We start from the raw sequence: 16,165 nt of genomic DNA, 5'->3' as shown, positions 1-16,165 counted from the left end.
CGCGGCCCAGGTGTCAGGAGATTCCGGCGCGCGAATACTCCGACGCCTCCCGGACCAGTTCCGGCGACGGAGCGACGCCCGTGTACAGCGTGAACTGGGCGGCGGCCTGACCGGCGATCACCGCATCGCCGCTGATCACCGGCTTCCCCGCCGCCCGCATCCGCCGCACGAAGGGCGTGTCCGGTGGCACGGCCACCACGTCGAACCCGGCCAGCGCGGCGTCGACGACGCCGACGGGGAACGGAAGACCTCCACCCGGCTCGGCCCGCGATACCGGGTCCCCGGCCATGCCCACCGGCGTGGCGTTGACCACCAGGTCGAAGCGGTCGTCGTCCGACACCTCCGGACGATGGAGAAACCCGTAGCGCCCGGCCAACGCGGTCCCGGTGGTCCGGTTCCGCGCCACCACCGTGACATCGTCGAACCCCGAGTCGCGCAGTGCGGCGACCACGGCCTTGGCCATGCCGCCGCTGCCCGCCACGGCCACCCGCCAGGACCGCTCGAAGCCCGACTCGGTCAGCAGATCGGCGACGGCCTGGTAGTCGGTGTTGTAGGCGCGGAGCACACCGTCGTCGTTGACGATCGTGTTGACCGACTCGATGGCCGCGGCCGACGGCTCCATGACGTCGACCAGGTCGATGACCGTCTCCTTGTACGGCATCGACACCGCCGCCCCGCGGATCGGCAGGCCCCGGATACCGGCGACCGCCGCCGCGATGTCGTGCGGCGCGAAGGCCTTGTACACGTAGTTCAGGCCCAGCGCGTTGTAGAGATAGTTGTGAAAACGCGTGCCGATGTTCGACGGCCGCGCGGCCAGGGAGACGCAGAGAGTCGTGCCGGAGTCGAGAACGCGGGCATGCGGCGGATCGGGCAACGCTGTCATGGCGTCGAGCCTACGAGATCATGCGAACGGGTCCGACCCAGATCTGTGCGAGTCCGGCCTGGGCGGCATGGCATGATCGGCCGCATGCGGGTTAGCGGATTCACGGCGTTCCTGGCGGCACTCGGCCTGGCCGGGGTGATCTGGATGATCGTCGACGTCGTCCGGCTCGGCGCCGGCGAGGTGCCGGGGAGCACCTGGGCGTGCGGAGTGCTCGGTGCGATCCTCGCGGCGACCGCCCTGTACCGCGAGCTCGGCGGCACTCCCTTGCTGGCCGCAGACCCCGCGCACCAGAGCCAGGCGCAGCAGTTCGAAGATCAGCAGCGCCGCGACGGGCTGCGCTGACCGATGACCGAACCGACTGTCGCACAACAGCTTCTCGACGCCCAGGTCCGCTGGACCGTCGCCCGGCTGACCGGCGACGAACTGCCCCGCCTGGTCACCGCCCTCGTCGACGACGTGCTGGCCGCCGCCGAGAAGACCACGGTCGGCGAGCTGATCGACGCCGAGAACGTGAAGGCGCTGGCCCGGCTGCTCGCCGCCCGGGTGCCGCCGAGCGCGGCCGCCACCACGTTCGTCGAGTCGGGCGCGGAGATCCTGCTCGACAACCCGTCCGGCGAGTACACCCTCGCCGAACTGATCGACCGCGACAACGCCGAGCGGCTCACCGACGAGTTCCTGGCGCTCACCCCCGTCGTCGAACGCGTTCTGGACGAGCTCACCGCCAGCCCGCTGACCGCGTCGCTCGCGTCGCGCTTCGTCAGCCGCATCGTGAACGACGTCGTGGCCGGCAACCGCGCCATGGCCGAGAAGATCCCCGGCGTCGGGTCGCTCGTCTCGTTCGGCGCCGGCGCGGCGGGCAAGGTGATCGGCAAGACCGGCGAGCAGTTCGGGGAGATCTTCGAACCCGCCGCCGCCAAGGGCGCCGAGTTCATGATGGGCCGGCTCAACAAGATCATCGTCGCCACCCTGAACGATCCCCAGACCCGCACGGCGGCGCTGGAGGTGTACGACATGTACGCCGAGCGGCCGGCGGGCCGCCACGATTCGGTGCTCACGCTCGACGATGCCGTCCGCATCGGCGGCCTCGGCCAGGACATCGTGATCTCCGCCGCCGTCAGCGAACCGGTGCTGGCCCTGATCGACGCGTTCGTCGACGCCTTCTTCCGCACCTATTCCGGCCACCCCGCCTCGGTGCTGCTGGAGGACGTGGACCTGCGCCGCGACGACCTCGTCGCCCACGCGACGACGATCGCCCCGAAGATCCTGGCCGCCGCCGCGGACAGCGGCGAACTCGAGCGCGCGGTCCGCGATCAGCTCGCCCCCTTCTACGCATCCGACGAGGTGGCTCAGATCCTCGGCGGCTGACCGGTGTGCCCCGACCGTGGTTTGAGCGCGACCGCCACGGGTACTCCCGCGGTGCGGAGACCTTCCTTCTTTCCGCATCGACGATGAGGAGGCGGCCATGGGCGTCTGTGACATCTGCGGTAACGAGTACCGCCATCCGCTGCTGATCTCGGTCGAAGGCCGACCGGGCCGCGGCGTGTACGACAGCTTCGAGTGCGCGATCGCCGGTCACGCGCCGCGCTGCGCGCACTGCGGCTGCACCGTGATCGGACACGGCGTGCAAGACGGCGACACCGTGTACTGCTGCGCTGCGTGCGCACGCAAGACCGGGGCCGTCGCCCTGGTGGACCACGTCGGAGGCGAAGCACCGTGACCCGTCGACTCGAACCGACCCCGGGCATGGTCGAACCGGCGCCGATGCCCCGCAGACCGGGACCGTCGCCGATGTACGACGATCTGCTCCCGGCCAGCTTGGCCGGCCCCCGCCTCGTGCTCGCATCGCGCTCCGCCCTCGACCGGGTACAGCACGATCCGCTCGTCCCCGAAGGCACCGAGGAAGAGGCGCAGGACTACGAGCGCCACCACCGTCCCGGGACCCGAAACGTCTACCGCCCACAGGCGGACACCGCGCTGCTGATCCGGGCGCTGGGCGACGTCGACCTCACCGGGCGCCGGGCGCTCGATCTGTGCACCGGTTCCGGGGTGATCGCGGCCGCGGCCGTCGCCGGCGGCGCGCGTTCCGTGGTGGCCGTGGACTCGTGTCCGCACGCCGTCGCGGCCGCCCGCGCGCTGCGCACCGGTCCCGAATGGGCCGCGGTGCACTCGACGGTCGCCGAATTCGCCGACGCCGAGGGCTTCGACGTGGTCACGTGCAATCCGCCGTACGTTCCCGCGCCCGGCGGCGCCGCGGGGCCGCTTCCCGGCGGCCCCGCCCACGCCTGGGACGCGGGTCCGGACGGCCGGGAGGTGCTCGACGTCCTGTGCGCGCGAGCGGCAGATCTCGTCGCGCCCGGCGGCATCCTTCTGCTGGTCCAGTCGACGCTCGCCGATCCGGACGCGACACGGAGGCTCCTGGAGCACAACGGCTTCCGGGTCACCGAAGCCGGGCGCGGACGAATCCCGTTCGGTCCGGTGCTGCGTTCCCGCCGGGACTGGCTGATCCGCAGCGGCAGGGTGCGGCCGGGCCAGCGCTGGGAGACCCTGACGGTGCTCCGAGCCCGCCGCGATCCGATTCCCGCGGCAGTCCGATGACCGCGCGTCAGCACGGACCGGCTCGCCGCGTACGGATCGTGCGCGGCGGGCCGGTCGTCGTCGACGGTCCGATCGAGATCGAGCACGAGGGCGAGACGATCCGGTGCGACCGCTTCCAGGTGGCGCTGTGCCTGTGCGGACGCAGCCGGATCAAGCCGCTCTGCGACGCCAGCCACCGACGGGTACGGCGCAGCACCGGGTAGCGCAGCACACCGTCGTTCAGTCGATCGCGAGGAGAGTCTCGCCGGCGCGCCACGCGGTGAGGAAGGCCGCTTCGAGCCGGTCCTCCACCCATCCGAACGCCCGGATACCGGCCACCACGTCGGCCTCCAGCGAGGGTTCGGCCGCCAGCAGTCCGGCGACCACCTCGTCGCGCATCACCAGCTCGTGCACCGCATCGGCCTCGACGTGCTCCCGGTAGAACAGCCGCACCGGTTCGGGCGCCCCCAGGCGTTCGAGCCCGGCGAGGAGCCGTGCCGACCCCGGCGACGAGGTGACCTCGGTCGCCGCGAAATGCCCGACCACGGCGCCGCGCCGCGCGCGGCGCAGGCCCAGGGCCGTCATCAGGGTGACCGGCGCCAGGACCACCGCGGGCGATGCGCCCAGATAGCTCAGGTAGCCCGCGTCCAACCCGAAGGCGATCAGGAGGTCGGCGTAGAGCTTCTGATGCACCCGCTCTGCCCGGCCCCCGCCGTACTCGTCGTACTCCACCGCCACGAACGGAGCCTTCGCCTGGGCGGGCAGGCGAGGGATCGCCCAGGCGTGCGGGTCGGCCTCCTTCAAGTGGTAGAGCGAGCGCGCGGCGAAGTAGTCGGCGAACTCGCGCTCGGTCCCGTGCGTGCGCAGCCAGTCCGAGGCGCTCGCGTCACCCGGACCGGCGCGCAGCAGCGCGTCGAACTCCCCGGTCGCCGAACCGGCATCCGTCGCACACTCCCCGTCGATCACGGCGAGCATCCGGTCCTCCAGCTCCACCCGGATCGCCACCAGTGCCGGGTCCCACTCACGCGCCGGATCCACGCTCGCCCATCCGCCGTAGTGCAACTCCTGCAGGACGACGAGCGCGAGCTGCGCATCCTCGCCGAGCGGATCGACGTCGGTGAGATCGACGCGCCGCGGCGCCGCATGATCGGTCAGCGCGGCGATGACGGCCCCGGAGACGGGCCCGCGCGGCGCAGGCAGGTCCGGCTCGCGGAAGCGGCTCGGTGTGTCCGGAGCGCCGTCGGCACGGCTGGGCGCTTCCGACCGGTGACGAGTGGACCGGTGGCGGGTCGAGGTTCGGTTCATGTCGTGACGGGTACCCCGCCGTCCGCACCGGTAAACCGATCGTCTCCGGGTCGAACGGTGATTGAGATGCGCCGGTATCGGGTATCTCTGACTCATGACGAATCAGTATCCGCAGCAACCGCCCGCCGAGTCCGGACCGGGACGCCGGGATGTGGAGAAGCGCTGGTCCGACGCGTCCGACTATCGTGCGCCGACGATCTACGGAGTCACCGTGATCGTCATCGCGATGGGCGTCCTGGCCGCGTTCGCCGCGCTCGGCGGGGAGAGCCGGGGCCTGGCCGCCGCCGTGCCGGGCGTGTTCCTCGCCGGCGGCATCGGCGGCCTGATCTTGGGGGTGCGCGCCTACGCACGCAAGCAGTCGTGGGTGCCGTGGCAGGGGGTGGCCTGGTTTCTGCTGATCCTGATGCTCGGCGCGCTCGTCCTGCCGCTGTCCGCGTGGTGACCGCATCCTGCGGGAGAGGAGGATCACGGTGAATCCGGCCAGATCTCTGCTGACCGGGGCCGTCCGAGCGGCGGCCCGACTCCGGCGCGCCCGCACCTTCCATCCCGCCGGCGCGATGTGCGTCGGTTTCGCGACCCTCGGCGACGAGGACCTGCCGTTGCGCTCGGGCGCCGTGACGCTGCGGATCTCCAAGGGTCTGGGCACCCCGGGCGGCCTGCCCGACATCGTCGGGGTCGCGGTCCGGCTCCAGACGTCGTCTCCGGGCGGCTCCGCCGACGGCGACTGGGACGTGCTCCTCGCCGGCCGGATGCCCGGACTGGGCCCGTTGCCGGTCCCGGCGCCGGCACGCACCTGGCACGACGTTCCGCTCTCGAGCATCAGCCGCTTTCGGTACGACGGCGAGGACTGGCGCATCGACGGCCGCCTCCTGGTCCCCCGCCTCAGCGGGGGATTGAGCGTGCCGCGGCTGCGTGGCCGTCTCCTGCGCGCCAACGGGGTCCTCGCTCTCGGGGCGCGCGGGAGGTCCGGATCGACGCGGCCGCTGGGGATCGTGAACTTCACCGCCGAGGCAGCGGGCTCGGACCTCCGCTTCGACCCCGTGCGCGCGGTGCCCGACGGCGTCCGCCCGGTCCCCGACTGGCTCGCCCGCCTGCGCGCGGACGCCTATCGCGCCAGCCGCGACGCCTGCACCGGCTGATCAGTCCTCGAAGGGGGCAAGCACCACGAGGTCGAACTCCCGGCGCAGCGCCTCGCCGATCGAGAGGCGCGCCGGGGCCGCGTCCACGATCGCGCGGCACAGGTCCCGCAGCTTCCGGTTCTCCTGCTGCGATCGCCACCGGAGCACGTCGAACGCGCGCTCCTCGTCGATGCCGTACATCACCATCAGCATTCCCTTGGCCTGCTCGATCGGCGACGCGTGCTCGCGGAAGTCCTGGACGCGCGAATCGACCTGTGCGCGCACCGAATCGCCGACGATGACGCCCAGATCGACGTAGTAGCCCTCGGATCCGGCAACTCTCCCGTCGTCGGCGAAGGTCCGGCCGATGACGGCCACCGAGTGCACGCGACCACCGGTGTCGACGATCCGGTGCCTACTGGAGAAATGGGTGCGCGTCTCGCGCATGGTGGCCACGAGCGCGTCGAAGGCGGCCCGATCGTCGGGATGCTTGTGGCTGCGCAGCAGGTCGGTGGTGGGCACCACCTCGTCGTGCAAGTACCCGTGCATCACGGCCACCTCGGGCGACCACTCCCAGACGTCGTCGTCGAACCAGTAGCGAAAGCTGCCGATCCGCCCGCTGAGCGCCGGCGTGTCCGACAGGTCCGGCGGGTCGGCAGTCTGTCCGGCTCCCTCGGGCTGGTCCCGCGCAGGGGTAGTCATACCTCGCCACGCTACGCGCGCGGCCCCCGCAACGGCGGCCGAGCGGGCCCTTACCCGTCACGGCCGCTGTCTCAGGCCGCCGCCGGCGTCGGCTGCAGGCGGCTTCGCAGCTCGTCGAGCGAACGGCGAAGCAGCCGCGAGACGTGCATCTGCGAGATGCCGACCTCGTCGGCGATCTCGCTCTGCGACTTGAGGGCTAAGAAGCGCAGACCGAGGATCCGCCGCTCCCGGGGCGCGAGCCCGGCCACCGCGTCCGCGAGTCGGACGGAGTCGTCCACGCGGTCGTAACCGCGCTCGGTCGTCACCAGACGGTCCACCAGCCGCTGTCCGTCCTCCTCGGGGCCGAGCCGCCGGTCCAGCGACACCGCCGCCGTCGACGAGCAGTCGTCGAGCGCCTTGCGGACCTGTGCGGCCGTCACTCCCAGACGGGCGGCGACGTCGTCGTCGGTCGGGACGGATCGCAGCTCCTGCGCCAGTTCCTCCCGGACGGAGAAGACCTTGTCGCGCAGTTCCCGGGATCCGCGCGGCGCCCGGAGCACCGGGGCCCGGTCGCGGAAGTGCCTGCGCACCTCCCCCATCACCGTCGGCACGGCGAACGACAGGAAGTCGCTGCCGGCCCGCGGGTCGAACCGGTCCACGGCCTGAATCAGGCCGAGTCGGGCCACCTGGAGCAGATCGTCGTACGGCTCGCCCCGGCCGCTGAATCGCCGGGCCACGTTCTCGGCGAGCGGGAGTGCCAGGACCACCGCGTCCTCGCGCAGGCGGGCGGCCCGCCGGCCCCGGCTCTCGGCACGTCGTCGCAGCAGGGCCTTCACATCGTCGTATCGGTCGGGGGTCATCACTCACGGGCTCCTCTCGTGCTTCAGGCCCGTCGACGGCACAAGCGGAGACGGGCTCCAGCGGAAGGCGGCGCGGTCGGGCCGGGATCGGCGCAAACCGGAGTCCCCTGTGGGAACGCCGGGACCGTCGCCTCGAGAAATCCGGCTGTGAGTTCAACCGGGTGACCCCCACGCTACTCCGGATCCCGGAGCCGGCAACCCCCTGCGGCTCAGCCCGGGAGCGTCTCCCCGCCGATCGGGGCGAGCACCTGACCGCTGTAGTACGACGAGAGGCGGTCGGCGGCCAGGAAGACGTACGACGGCGCGATCTCGTCCGGCTCGGCCGCCCGCCCGTAGGGCGCCTGCGAGCCGAACTCGCCGACCTGATCGGCGGGCAGCGTCGCCGGGATGAGCGGCGTCCAGACAGGTCCCGGTGCCACGCAGTTGACCCTGATCTTCCTGTCCATCAGCGCCTTCGCCAGCGAGTAGGTCAGCACGTGCACTGCGCCCTTGGAGGCCGCGTAGTCGATCAGCTGCTTGTTGCCGCGGAGCCCGTTGATGGAGCCGGTGTTGACGATCGCACCGCCCGGCGTCAGATACGCGAGCGCGGCCAGTGACGTGAGGTAGTAGCTGTCGACGTTGACCGCGAAGGTGTGCGCCCACTGAGCAGGATTCAGCGCCGCGAAATCGTCGACCGGCGACTGATAGGCGACGTTGTTGACCAGGATGTCCAGCGTGCCGAACGCCGCGACGGTCCGCTCCACCACGTAGCCGCAGTTCTCCGGCTCGGCGAGGTCGGCGCGGACGCTGAGCGCCTGGACGCCCTGCTCCTCGATCAGCGACACGGTGTGCGCGGCGTCGTCGTCCTCGTCGCGGGAGAGGTAGGCGATCGCCACGTCGGCGCCCTCCTTGGCGAACGCGACGGCCACCGCTCGCCCGATCCCGGAGTCGCCGCCGGTGATCAGCGCACACCGGCCCCGGAGCAGGCCGCTGCCTCGATAGTCACGCATCTCGTCGCGCGGGCGCTCGGCCATCTCCCCGGTGCCGCCGGGGTAACCGATGGTCTGTTCGGGGTGCTCACCTGCGGCGCCTGGCGAGCCGGGACCGTCGGTTCCGGGCCGGTACTGCGGCCCGCCGCCGGGTTGCCTCGAAGCGCGGTCGGTCAGGGGGATGTCGGCCAGGGGGATCGGTTCGTCTGGTGAGTTCATGCGTGCGGATGCCCGATTCCACACCACCCGAAACCCGGGAGCGCGGTCAGCTCTCGAACTCGTCGATCTGCCGCGCGACGTCGTCGTCGTAGGAGGCCATGCAGTCGTCGAATGTGGGAATCGCGGCACCGCCGTCGGCGAGGGCCTTCTCCACCGAGAGCGCGACGGTGTCGAGCAGACCGCCGAGCGGGACGTCGTACGGGCCGGGTGCGGTGTCGAAGGCGCCGGCGCTCCACAGCCGCGTCATGGTCGGATAGCGCGCGGGGTCGAAGTACTTCTCCCAGAACTCGGCGGTCGAACGCCAGTAGTCGTCGTAGCCGACGCCCTGATCACGTGCGTCGGCCTCCTCGGCGGAGACCGACCGGGCGAAGCCGACGACGAAGTTCTGGACCACACTGAGGATCTCGGCGACCTGCTTGGCCGACAGCCCGGTGTCGACGAGCGTCGCGAATCCAGCCTCCTCGACGTCGATCACGTGCGGCCCCAGCGGCAACCGCCACGAGTTGACGTCGGCGAGCCAAGCATGGGTGCGAAAGAGCTGCCACAGTCCACGCGCGTGCTGTTCCAGCGCGTCCCGCCACGCCAGACCGGCGGCGGCGAACTGGAAGTCGGCGTAGGCGCGGTCGACCATCGCATCGAGCAGTTCCCGCTGGCTGCCGACGTGCGTGTAGAGCGTCATCGCGCCGACGCCGAGTTCCCGCGCCACCGCGCGCATGGAGGCGGCGGCCAGCCCGCCGGTGTCGGCGAGCGCGATCGCGGCGTCGACGACCTGCTCCCTGGACACCTTGGCCGGGCGGCCGCGTGCGGCCTGCGCAGGAGCCGAATCCCACAGCGCCGCGATCCGGCGCCGGACCTCGTCCAGCGACTCCCCTTCCCCGCGCATCTGGCGCCTCCCCTCGTCGTCCGTCTGCGAGTACCGTACACCGTACAGTTATCCCTTGCGGATCATTTCCGTACGGCGTACCGTTTTCCGCATGGCCAATTCAATACACCGTACGAAAACCAGGATGGTCGAGGGCCGGGGCCTCACCAAGACCTTCACCCGGAAGAAAGAACTCGTCGAAGCCGTCAAAGGCATCGACCTGCACGTCGACGAGGGCGAGCTGGTCGCCTTCCTCGGCCCGAACGGCGCCGGCAAGTCCACCACGCTGCGCATGCTCACCTCGCTGCTCAAGCCCACCTCCGGCACCGCGACCGTCGCGGGGCACGACGTCCTCACCCAGCCCGACGAGGTCCGGGCCCGCATCGGCTACATCGGTCAGGGCAACGCCGCCGGGCACTCGTACCGGGTACTCGACGAGCTGCGCAACCAGGGGCGCTTCTACTCCGTGCCCGCCGACGTCGCCAGGGAGCGCGCCGCGGAACTGCTGGAGGCGCTGGAACTGAGCGGCATGGAGAAGCGGACCGTGCTCTCGCTCTCGGGCGGTCAGCGGCGGCGGCTCGACGTCGCGATGGGCCTGATGAACCACCCGTCGCTGCTGTTCCTCGACGAGCCGACCACCGGCCTGGACCCGCACGCCCGCGCCAACCTGTGGGAGCACATCCTGAAGCTGCGCGAGCAGAACGGCATGACCATGCTGCTCACCACGCACTACCTCGACGAGGCCGACTCGATGGCCGAGCGGATCGTGCTGATCGACCACGGCGAGGTGATCGCCGATGCCACGCCCGCCTCCCTCAAACGCGAGTACGCCGACGACACCGTGACTCTGCTGTTCGACCGCGGCGACGGCGCCCTGTCCGAGCGCGTCCGGAGCCTGCTGCCCGGCGAGTACGTCACCTCGGCGCAGGACCGGATCGACGACGACGGCCACGTCGAGTTCACCCTGCACACCAAGAACGGTCCAGCGCTGGTGCCGCCCCTGATGATCGGGCTCGCCGACGCCGGCATCACCCCCCTGTCCGCCGACGTCAAACAGGCCAGCCTGGACGACGTCTTCCTCAATCTCACCGGCCGCAGTCTTCGGGAGGAAGCAGCATGACCGACATCTCCACTCCGTCCGCAGCATCGAGTTCGACGACGATCACCCCCGTTGCCGACCCCTTGCCCAAGCGGACCCCGATCGCGAAGTTCGCACACGACACCTGGGCGGTGTTCCTCCGCGAGATGATGCTCGTGCTGCGGGACCCCTTCACCCTGATCTTCTCGCTGCTGCAGCCGCTGGTGTTCCTCGCCCTGTTCGGGCCGCTGCTGGAGGGCATGCTCGGCGGCGCCGACATCGGCGGCGAGTCCGTGCTGCAGTGGTTCCTGCCCGGCGTGCTCGTGATGATCGCCATCTTCGGCACCGGCATGGTCGGCGGGAACCTGTTGTACGAGTTGATGACCGGTGCCTATGAGCGCATCCTCGCCGCGCCGATCAGCCGGGCCTCGATCCTGGTGGGTCGGGCGCTGAAGGAGTTCGCACCGCTCGTGGTGCAGGCCTTCCTCATCACCCTGGTCGCGATCCCGTTCGGGCTGAAGTTCCATCCGCTGCAGGTGCTGATCGGGCTGGTGATCCTGGGGGTCTTCGGGATCGGGCTCGGCTCGCTGTCGTACGCGCTCGGCCTGCTCGCGAAGAATCGCGAGTGGGTGTTCTGGGGTGTACAGCAGTCGGTCATCTTCCCGCTGCTGCTGCTCGGCGGCATGATGCTGCCGCTGGACACCGGGCCACGCTGGATGCAGATCGTCTCCAAGGCGAACCCGCTGACCTACATCGTCGACGCCGAGCGCGCGCTGTTCTCCGGCGCCGTGTGGGACCAGGCGGTGCTGAACGGCCTGATCGCCGCCGTGGTCACGTGCGCGGTCGGCCTGTGGATCGGCGTCTGGAAGGTACGGCGCACGATCTGAGCGGCGCTGCGGCGCCTACGGCGAGGCGGCGTCAGTCCTTGTGCCAGCGGTCGTCGTCGCCCTTGCTGTAGCCGGCCTTCTTGACCGCCGCCCAGGCGACCTTGTGCGCGACCTCGTCGCGGCTCTCGCCGCCGCGACGGTCCGCCGGCTTCCGGTACTCGTCGTAAGCGCTGTTGAACGCCTCCTTGTAGACGTCCTGGGCGTGCCCCGGCAGCACGTTCTGGACGTTCTCGGGCAGTTCGGCGCGGTCGTCGTAGGGCATCTCGGCTCTCCTTGCTCTGTAGTCGAGGACTCTGGTCGTGTCCCGGAGTACCCAGGATCGTCCACCGCTACACGCCGGCCCTGCCCCGTCGGCGCGGTCCCGCCCCCCCCTGTCCACAAGGCATCCGTCCGGGAATCGCGATGGTTCTGCGCCGTCGCGTGCGGAGAAAGGGTTGGTGGGGAACCACTTCACAGCACTGTTCGGTTGCGAAGTCGACATCCTGGGCACAGACGGCGCTGGCCAGGACAAAAATAGTCCTGACCAGCGAGTTCTCTGTGCCCCCCGCAGGATTCGAACCTGCGACCTTCTGCTCCGGAGGCAGACGCTCTATCCCCTGAGCTAGGGGGGCTCATCGGGCGAGAGCAACATTAGCGCACGCGTCCCGGAAGTCCCAACACCGGGGTCTACACCTCGACCACCGTCGCCTCCGGGACTGCGGCGTAGCGATCGGGCATGCAGGTCAGCACGATGATCTGCGCGTCGTCGGCGGCGCCGCCCAGGACCCGCGCCATCGACGCGAGACGCTCGGGATCGGAGTAGCCCAGCGCGTCGTCGAGGATCACCGGAACCCCGTCGCTGCGGTCGACGATCATCGCGCAGGCGAGCCGGGCGATCAGGCCGAGCTGTTCCCGCGCGCCCCCGGACAACTGCTTCACGTCGACGGTCACGTCGTCCAGGGTCCGGCTGACGATGGTGAAGTCGTCGTCGACCTCGAAGCGCACCGACTCCCCGAACACCGGCGCCGCGAGCTCTTCCAGCCTCCGGGTGAACGGCGCGACGTACCGCGACCTACTCTCGGTCCGTTTGGCGGTCAGCGTCTCGTAGAGCAGCCGGGCGCCCGCGGCCCGCTCACGGACCCGTGCCAGCTCGGACTCGGCGGCGTGTGCGGCCGCCCTCGCCTGCGCGAGATCGTCCATGCGGTTCTCTTCGCGGCACTGTTCCAGGCGGTCCCGGAGCGCCGCGCGCCGCTCCCGCAGCTCTGCGAGCCGGCCCCGGATCCGGTCGAGGGCCTGCTCGGCCTCGGCGCAGGACGCGTGCAGGGCGGCGAGATCGGTCTTCTCGGATTCCCGGCGACGTTCGACGACGACTGCCGCCGCCCGCTCATGGTCTTCGCGCGCCAGCGCCACCGCACCGTCGAGGGCCTCGTCGCTGATCCGCGACCGCTGCTCCAGCAAAGCGGCGCGCTGCGCGCGGGCGTCGCTGCGGGCTCGCTCGATCGCGGCCGCCTGTGCCTGCGCCTGGGCGCGCAGGTCGGCGGCCTCGGACCGCTTGGCGAACACCGCCCGTTCGGCGCGCGAGAGTTGATCCATCGCTTCGCGTTCCGCGGAACGCAGACTCTCGACAGCCGGGTGCCGACCGGTGTCGGGCTCGCCGGCGGGGTCGTCCGGCAGGGCCGCCTCCAGGGCGGCGCGCTCGGCGCTCAACTGCTCCGGTGTCGCCGTGCCGAGGGTCCGGCGAACGGCCGCATCGACCGCGTCGAGCCGGCGCTGCGCCGCGCCGCGCTCGGCGGCGCGAACCGCCACCCGATCCAGTTCGGTCACGCCGCAACGCTCGAGCAGGTCGCGCTCCTGAGCACGCAGTGCTGTCAGCTCGTCCGCCCGTGCCTGTGCGTCTGCGACGCCCCGGACCACCACCCGCACACCCGAAGCGGTGATCACCGACTCCCCCACCGCCGCGAAGGTCTCCGCGGAGTCGACGGCCCGGCCGTCGACCGACACCTCGCCGTCACCGGTCCGGGTCACCTCGACGGTCGCGGCGACGGCGTCGATCGCGGCCTGGGTCGCGGCGATCCTCTTGTCCAGCCTCGCGGCGAGGGAGACATCCTGCGCCGTCACCGGATTGCCCTCGACAGCCGCCGTCGCCTCCGCTCGCTCGGCCAGCAGTTCGCTCACCGTCGCCAGCGTCTGGTCGATCTGCGCGATCCGCGCCCGATCTGCCCGCAGCCGTTCAGCCGTCTCGGCGGCGGCCAGCTCGGTGCGGATCCGCTCGAGCTCCCGCAGCGATCCGGCGAGCTGTTCCTGAAGCCCGGACGCCTCGGCATCGGTCCGGGAGGCCGCGCGCTCCAGGTCGGCGCCCCTCGCGGTGTCCTCGGAGATCAGCTGCTCCAGAGTCGCAAGCCTGCGCTGGGCGGCGTCCCGCTCGACACGGTCCCGCTCGGCGTGCCGGAGCGCGGACTCCCTTTCCGCGGCCTGTGCGACGGCCTCGCGCAGGCTCGCCTGCACCGCCTCGGCCTCGGCGAGACGGCGGCCTGCGTCAGAGAACTCTTCGGCCGCATGCACTTCGGCGTCGATCGCCTCGCTCACCGCACGCTCGACCCCGGGCAGGTCCGCGGCCGCATCCTCGGCGCTCTTGAGCCTGGCCAGCCGTGTGTCGACGTCCGCCCGCGCCGCCTCGGCCTTCTTGACCGCGGCGGCGAGCTCACCGGCCGGACGGCCCGACTTGAGCGTGAAGTATCGCTGGTACTCGGCCGCGGCCGCGTCGATCAGGGCCTGCCCCTCCGCATCACCGTCGGCCGAGACCTCCCCGGCGGACGGCGTGGCGACCCGGTCCAGCGCGCGCGCGAGCGCCGACGAGTCGGTGAGCGCCCCGAGATCCGGCGCTTCTGTCTGGGACAGCCGCAGTGCCTGGAAGAGTGTCTTGTCGAGGGTCTCGTTCTGAATGGCGACGACGCGCTCGTGCGCTTCTCTGCCGGTGAGCTGCTCACGGCGCGGCTCGGTGATCGTCAGCGTGGTCTCCGGGCGCCGGTTGTACCGCTTGAAGTAGGTGAACCGGTACGGGCCGCAGCTGATCTCGGCGGTCACCTCGCTGCCGACGTCGCGCCCTGCAGGCTGCACCGCCCTCACCTCGGCGCTCTTGGAGTCGGCGCGGACCCGCAGGAGCAGATCGAAAGCGTCCATCATCGACGACTTGCCCGCCTCGTTCGACCCCTCGACCACCGTGATCCCGGCGTCGGCGAACCGCACTTCTCGTTCGGCGATGCCGCGGAAGTCCTTGAGCTGCAGGCGATGAAGCCTCACGATCGATCACCCCGCGCATCGCCGCCGGTCAGCCGGAACAACAGAGACAGCGCACTGTGCGCGGCTGCCGCATCCTCCGGATCGTCCGCCCCAGCGCGTTGGACCAGCTCGTCGGCGGCCTGAGCGGCGTAGCCCTGCAGCCCGAGACCGGCGACGTCCGACGGGTCCGCGACCACCCGCAGGTCGTGGTGACGCTCCCAGAACCACAGTGCCGCAAAGTGATCGGTGAACTCGTCGACGAGTTCCTGGAAGGTCGCCTCGTCCGCGAGCCCGAGCGTGCCGACCACCGCCAGTTTCACCACGGTCCGCGGCTTGTCCGGCAGAGCGGCGAGCCGCGCGCGGAGACATTCCAGATCGGCGGGTCCGGTCACGTCGTGCCGGATCGTGGTGAAGGTCCAGCGACCTACCCGGTGCGGGATCACGTCGACCGAATGCGAGCCGGTCTCGACTCCGCTCGACCAACCTGGAACGTCGACCGAACGCGAGCCGGCGTCGACCCCGCTCGGCCCGCGTGAAGTGGCGTCCTGCCGCGGCGCGCCCCGGCGCAGGGTCACCTGGAGCACCTGGCCGGAGTCGCTCTCGACGTGGTCGAAGTCGGTCACCTCGGGAGCACCCGAGTACCAGATCCGTTGCGAGTCACCGACTTCCGTGGCGGAGTGCCGGTCGCCGAGGGCGATGTAGTCCACCAGGCCGGTGTCGACGGCCTCGCGCAGGCGGGACGCGGCGACGATCGCCGGACCCGAGCCCGGACTGAAGGTGTCGACACCACCATGCCCGACGACGATCCGCAGATCGTCGGACGGCGCGAGCCGGGCGAGCTGGTCGGCGATGAGGTCCGACTCCGGGCGCTTGCTGGTCCAGGGTGCGGCGATCAGCGTGACCCCGTCGCGGACGCGGACCGCGCCCGCCCGATCCAGCACGTGGACGTTCGCCGGGCATGCGCTGCGGAAGGTCGTGCTGCGGTAGACGCTCGTCGTGTCGAGGGGATCGTGGTTCCCCGGAAGGAGATACACCGGCACCGGGTACGCGCCGAGAGCGTCGAGCGTGCGGCGGATGATCCGGGACGAGACGCGCGGGTCATCGAACACGTCGCCGCAGACCACCACGAACTCGGCGCCCGTCGACGCGGCGAGCCGGCCGATCTCGACCACGGCGCCCTCGCGCGCGGCGTCGTACGTCGCCTGAGCGTCGCCCGGCAGGAAGTGCCGGGTCATGCCGAGCTGCCAGTCGGCGGTGTGCAGGAAGGTGACCTCCCGCTGCGGCGCCGACGTCGGCGGCGCCTTCGGCTCGGTCGACGGCGCGTCCGGAGGTTCCACTCCGGGAAGGTCGAACAGCGGCATGCTCATTCCGGCCCCCTTTCACGTCGATCAATCTCGTTGGAACGATCGTATGAGGGGGTACCGACAAATCCGGTCAGGCGCGCGCCGCGTTCGCCTGACAGCGAAAGCCCG

General features: G+C 71.1%; 18 protein-coding genes and 1 tRNA gene. 9 read left to right on the top strand and 10 right to left on the bottom strand.

What is annotated here, in order from left to right:
- Nucleotides 1–13 precede the first annotated feature (13 nt).
- Complete coding sequence (locus C6V83_RS07570) at nucleotides 14–883, bottom strand: shikimate 5-dehydrogenase (protein ID WP_105941886.1); 870 nt, start codon at nucleotides 881–883, stop codon at nucleotides 14–16.
- Nucleotides 884–967: 84 nt separating this feature from the next.
- Between C6V83_RS07570 and C6V83_RS07565 the strand changes: the two genes are divergently transcribed.
- The 5 genes from C6V83_RS07565 to C6V83_RS07545 all read left to right on the top strand — a co-directional run bounded on the left by C6V83_RS07565 (nucleotide 968) and on the right by C6V83_RS07545 (nucleotide 3,681).
- Nucleotides 968–1,225: a hypothetical protein gene (locus C6V83_RS07565; protein ID WP_234353918.1), complete on the top strand. Its 258-nt coding sequence runs from the start codon at nucleotides 968–970 to the stop codon at nucleotides 1,223–1,225.
- Nucleotides 1,226–1,228: 3 nt separating this feature from the next.
- On the top strand, nucleotides 1,229–2,248 hold the full coding sequence (locus C6V83_RS07560; protein ID WP_105941884.1) for a hypothetical protein: 1,020 nt from the start codon (nucleotides 1,229–1,231) through the stop codon (nucleotides 2,246–2,248).
- A 97-nt stretch (nucleotides 2,249–2,345) separates the two neighbouring features.
- A complete protein-coding gene (locus tag C6V83_RS07555) occupies nucleotides 2,346–2,600 on the top strand; it encodes a hypothetical protein (RefSeq protein WP_105941883.1) in 255 nt (84 codons plus the stop codon).
- Nucleotides 2,597–3,478 (top strand): 50S ribosomal protein L11 methyltransferase, encoded by an 882-nt coding sequence (locus C6V83_RS07550; RefSeq protein WP_234353917.1) that lies wholly within the window; start codon nucleotides 2,597–2,599, stop codon nucleotides 3,476–3,478. The genes C6V83_RS07555 and C6V83_RS07550 overlap by 4 nt, the downstream gene beginning before the upstream one ends.
- Nucleotides 3,475–3,681 (top strand): CDGSH iron-sulfur domain-containing protein, encoded by a 207-nt coding sequence (locus C6V83_RS07545; protein WP_105941882.1) that lies wholly within the window; start codon nucleotides 3,475–3,477, stop codon nucleotides 3,679–3,681. Before C6V83_RS07550 ends, C6V83_RS07545 begins: the two co-directional genes overlap by 4 nt.
- Before the next feature lie 16 nt (nucleotides 3,682–3,697).
- Here C6V83_RS07545 and C6V83_RS07540 read toward each other — a convergent pair whose 3' ends face one another.
- Nucleotides 3,698–4,762, bottom strand: coding sequence for an iron-containing redox enzyme family protein (locus C6V83_RS07540; RefSeq protein WP_105941881.1), 1,065 nt, complete (start codon nucleotides 4,760–4,762; stop codon nucleotides 3,698–3,700).
- 94 nt (nucleotides 4,763–4,856) lie between these two features.
- Here C6V83_RS07540 and C6V83_RS07535 point away from each other — a divergent pair, with 94 nt between their 5' ends.
- Both C6V83_RS07535 and C6V83_RS07530 read left to right on the top strand, forming a co-directional pair.
- Complete coding sequence (locus C6V83_RS07535) at nucleotides 4,857–5,204, top strand: hypothetical protein (protein ID WP_105941880.1); 348 nt, start codon at nucleotides 4,857–4,859, stop codon at nucleotides 5,202–5,204.
- Nucleotides 5,205–5,232: 28 nt separating this feature from the next.
- Complete coding sequence (locus tag C6V83_RS07530) at nucleotides 5,233–5,901, top strand: hypothetical protein (RefSeq protein ID WP_105941879.1); 669 nt, start codon at nucleotides 5,233–5,235, stop codon at nucleotides 5,899–5,901.
- On the opposite strand, the gene C6V83_RS07525 is transcribed toward C6V83_RS07530, so the two are convergent.
- The 4 genes from C6V83_RS07525 to C6V83_RS07510 all read right to left on the bottom strand — a co-directional run bounded on the left by C6V83_RS07525 (nucleotide 5,902) and on the right by C6V83_RS07510 (nucleotide 9,491).
- The gene (locus tag C6V83_RS07525; protein WP_105941878.1) at nucleotides 5,902–6,582 is read right to left on the bottom strand and encodes a PAS and ANTAR domain-containing protein; all 681 of its coding nucleotides are present in this window, start codon (nucleotides 6,580–6,582) and stop codon (nucleotides 5,902–5,904) included.
- 71 nt (nucleotides 6,583–6,653) lie between these two features.
- On the bottom strand, nucleotides 6,654–7,421 hold the full coding sequence (locus tag C6V83_RS07520; RefSeq protein WP_199832603.1) for a sigma-70 family RNA polymerase sigma factor: 768 nt from the start codon (nucleotides 7,419–7,421) through the stop codon (nucleotides 6,654–6,656).
- Between the two features lie 209 nt (nucleotides 7,422–7,630).
- Nucleotides 7,631–8,434 (bottom strand): SDR family oxidoreductase, encoded by an 804-nt coding sequence (locus tag C6V83_RS07515; protein WP_234353966.1) that lies wholly within the window; start codon nucleotides 8,432–8,434, stop codon nucleotides 7,631–7,633.
- A gap of 220 nt (nucleotides 8,435–8,654) precedes the next feature.
- The gene (locus C6V83_RS07510; RefSeq protein ID WP_105941876.1) at nucleotides 8,655–9,491 is read right to left on the bottom strand and encodes a TetR/AcrR family transcriptional regulator; all 837 of its coding nucleotides are present in this window, start codon (nucleotides 9,489–9,491) and stop codon (nucleotides 8,655–8,657) included.
- Nucleotides 9,492–9,582: 91 nt separating this feature from the next.
- Between C6V83_RS07510 and C6V83_RS07505 the strand changes: the two genes are divergently transcribed.
- Both C6V83_RS07505 and C6V83_RS07500 read left to right on the top strand, forming a co-directional pair.
- Entirely contained in the window at nucleotides 9,583–10,590 is a 1,008-nt protein-coding gene (locus C6V83_RS07505; protein ID WP_234353916.1) for an ABC transporter ATP-binding protein, read from the top strand.
- Nucleotides 10,587–11,435, top strand: coding sequence for an ABC transporter permease (locus C6V83_RS07500; protein ID WP_105941874.1), 849 nt, complete (start codon nucleotides 10,587–10,589; stop codon nucleotides 11,433–11,435). Before C6V83_RS07505 ends, C6V83_RS07500 begins: the two co-directional genes overlap by 4 nt.
- 31 nt (nucleotides 11,436–11,466) lie before the next feature.
- Here C6V83_RS07500 and chaB read toward each other — a convergent pair whose 3' ends face one another.
- The 4 genes from chaB to C6V83_RS07480 all read right to left on the bottom strand — a co-directional run bounded on the left by chaB (nucleotide 11,467) and on the right by C6V83_RS07480 (nucleotide 16,060).
- Entirely contained in the window at nucleotides 11,467–11,697 is a 231-nt protein-coding gene (gene chaB / locus C6V83_RS07495; protein ID WP_105941873.1) for a putative cation transport regulator ChaB, read from the bottom strand.
- Nucleotides 11,698–11,973: 276 nt separating this feature from the next.
- Nucleotides 11,974–12,046: transfer RNA gene (locus C6V83_RS07490), tRNA-Arg, on the bottom strand.
- A gap of 55 nt (nucleotides 12,047–12,101) precedes the next feature.
- Entirely contained in the window at nucleotides 12,102–14,714 is a 2,613-nt protein-coding gene (locus tag C6V83_RS07485) for an AAA family ATPase (RefSeq protein WP_199832602.1), read from the bottom strand.
- The gene (locus C6V83_RS07480; protein ID WP_267893975.1) at nucleotides 14,711–16,060 is read right to left on the bottom strand and encodes a metallophosphoesterase family protein; all 1,350 of its coding nucleotides are present in this window, start codon (nucleotides 16,058–16,060) and stop codon (nucleotides 14,711–14,713) included. The genes C6V83_RS07485 and C6V83_RS07480 overlap by 4 nt, the downstream gene beginning before the upstream one ends.
- Nucleotides 16,061–16,165: the final 105 nt, after the last annotated feature.

This window comes from Gordonia iterans, assembly GCF_002993285.1.
In the GTDB taxonomy this organism is placed as follows: domain Bacteria; phylum Actinomycetota; class Actinomycetes; order Mycobacteriales; family Mycobacteriaceae; genus Gordonia; species Gordonia iterans.
This window is presented reverse-complemented; position numbering and strand designations above follow the sequence as displayed.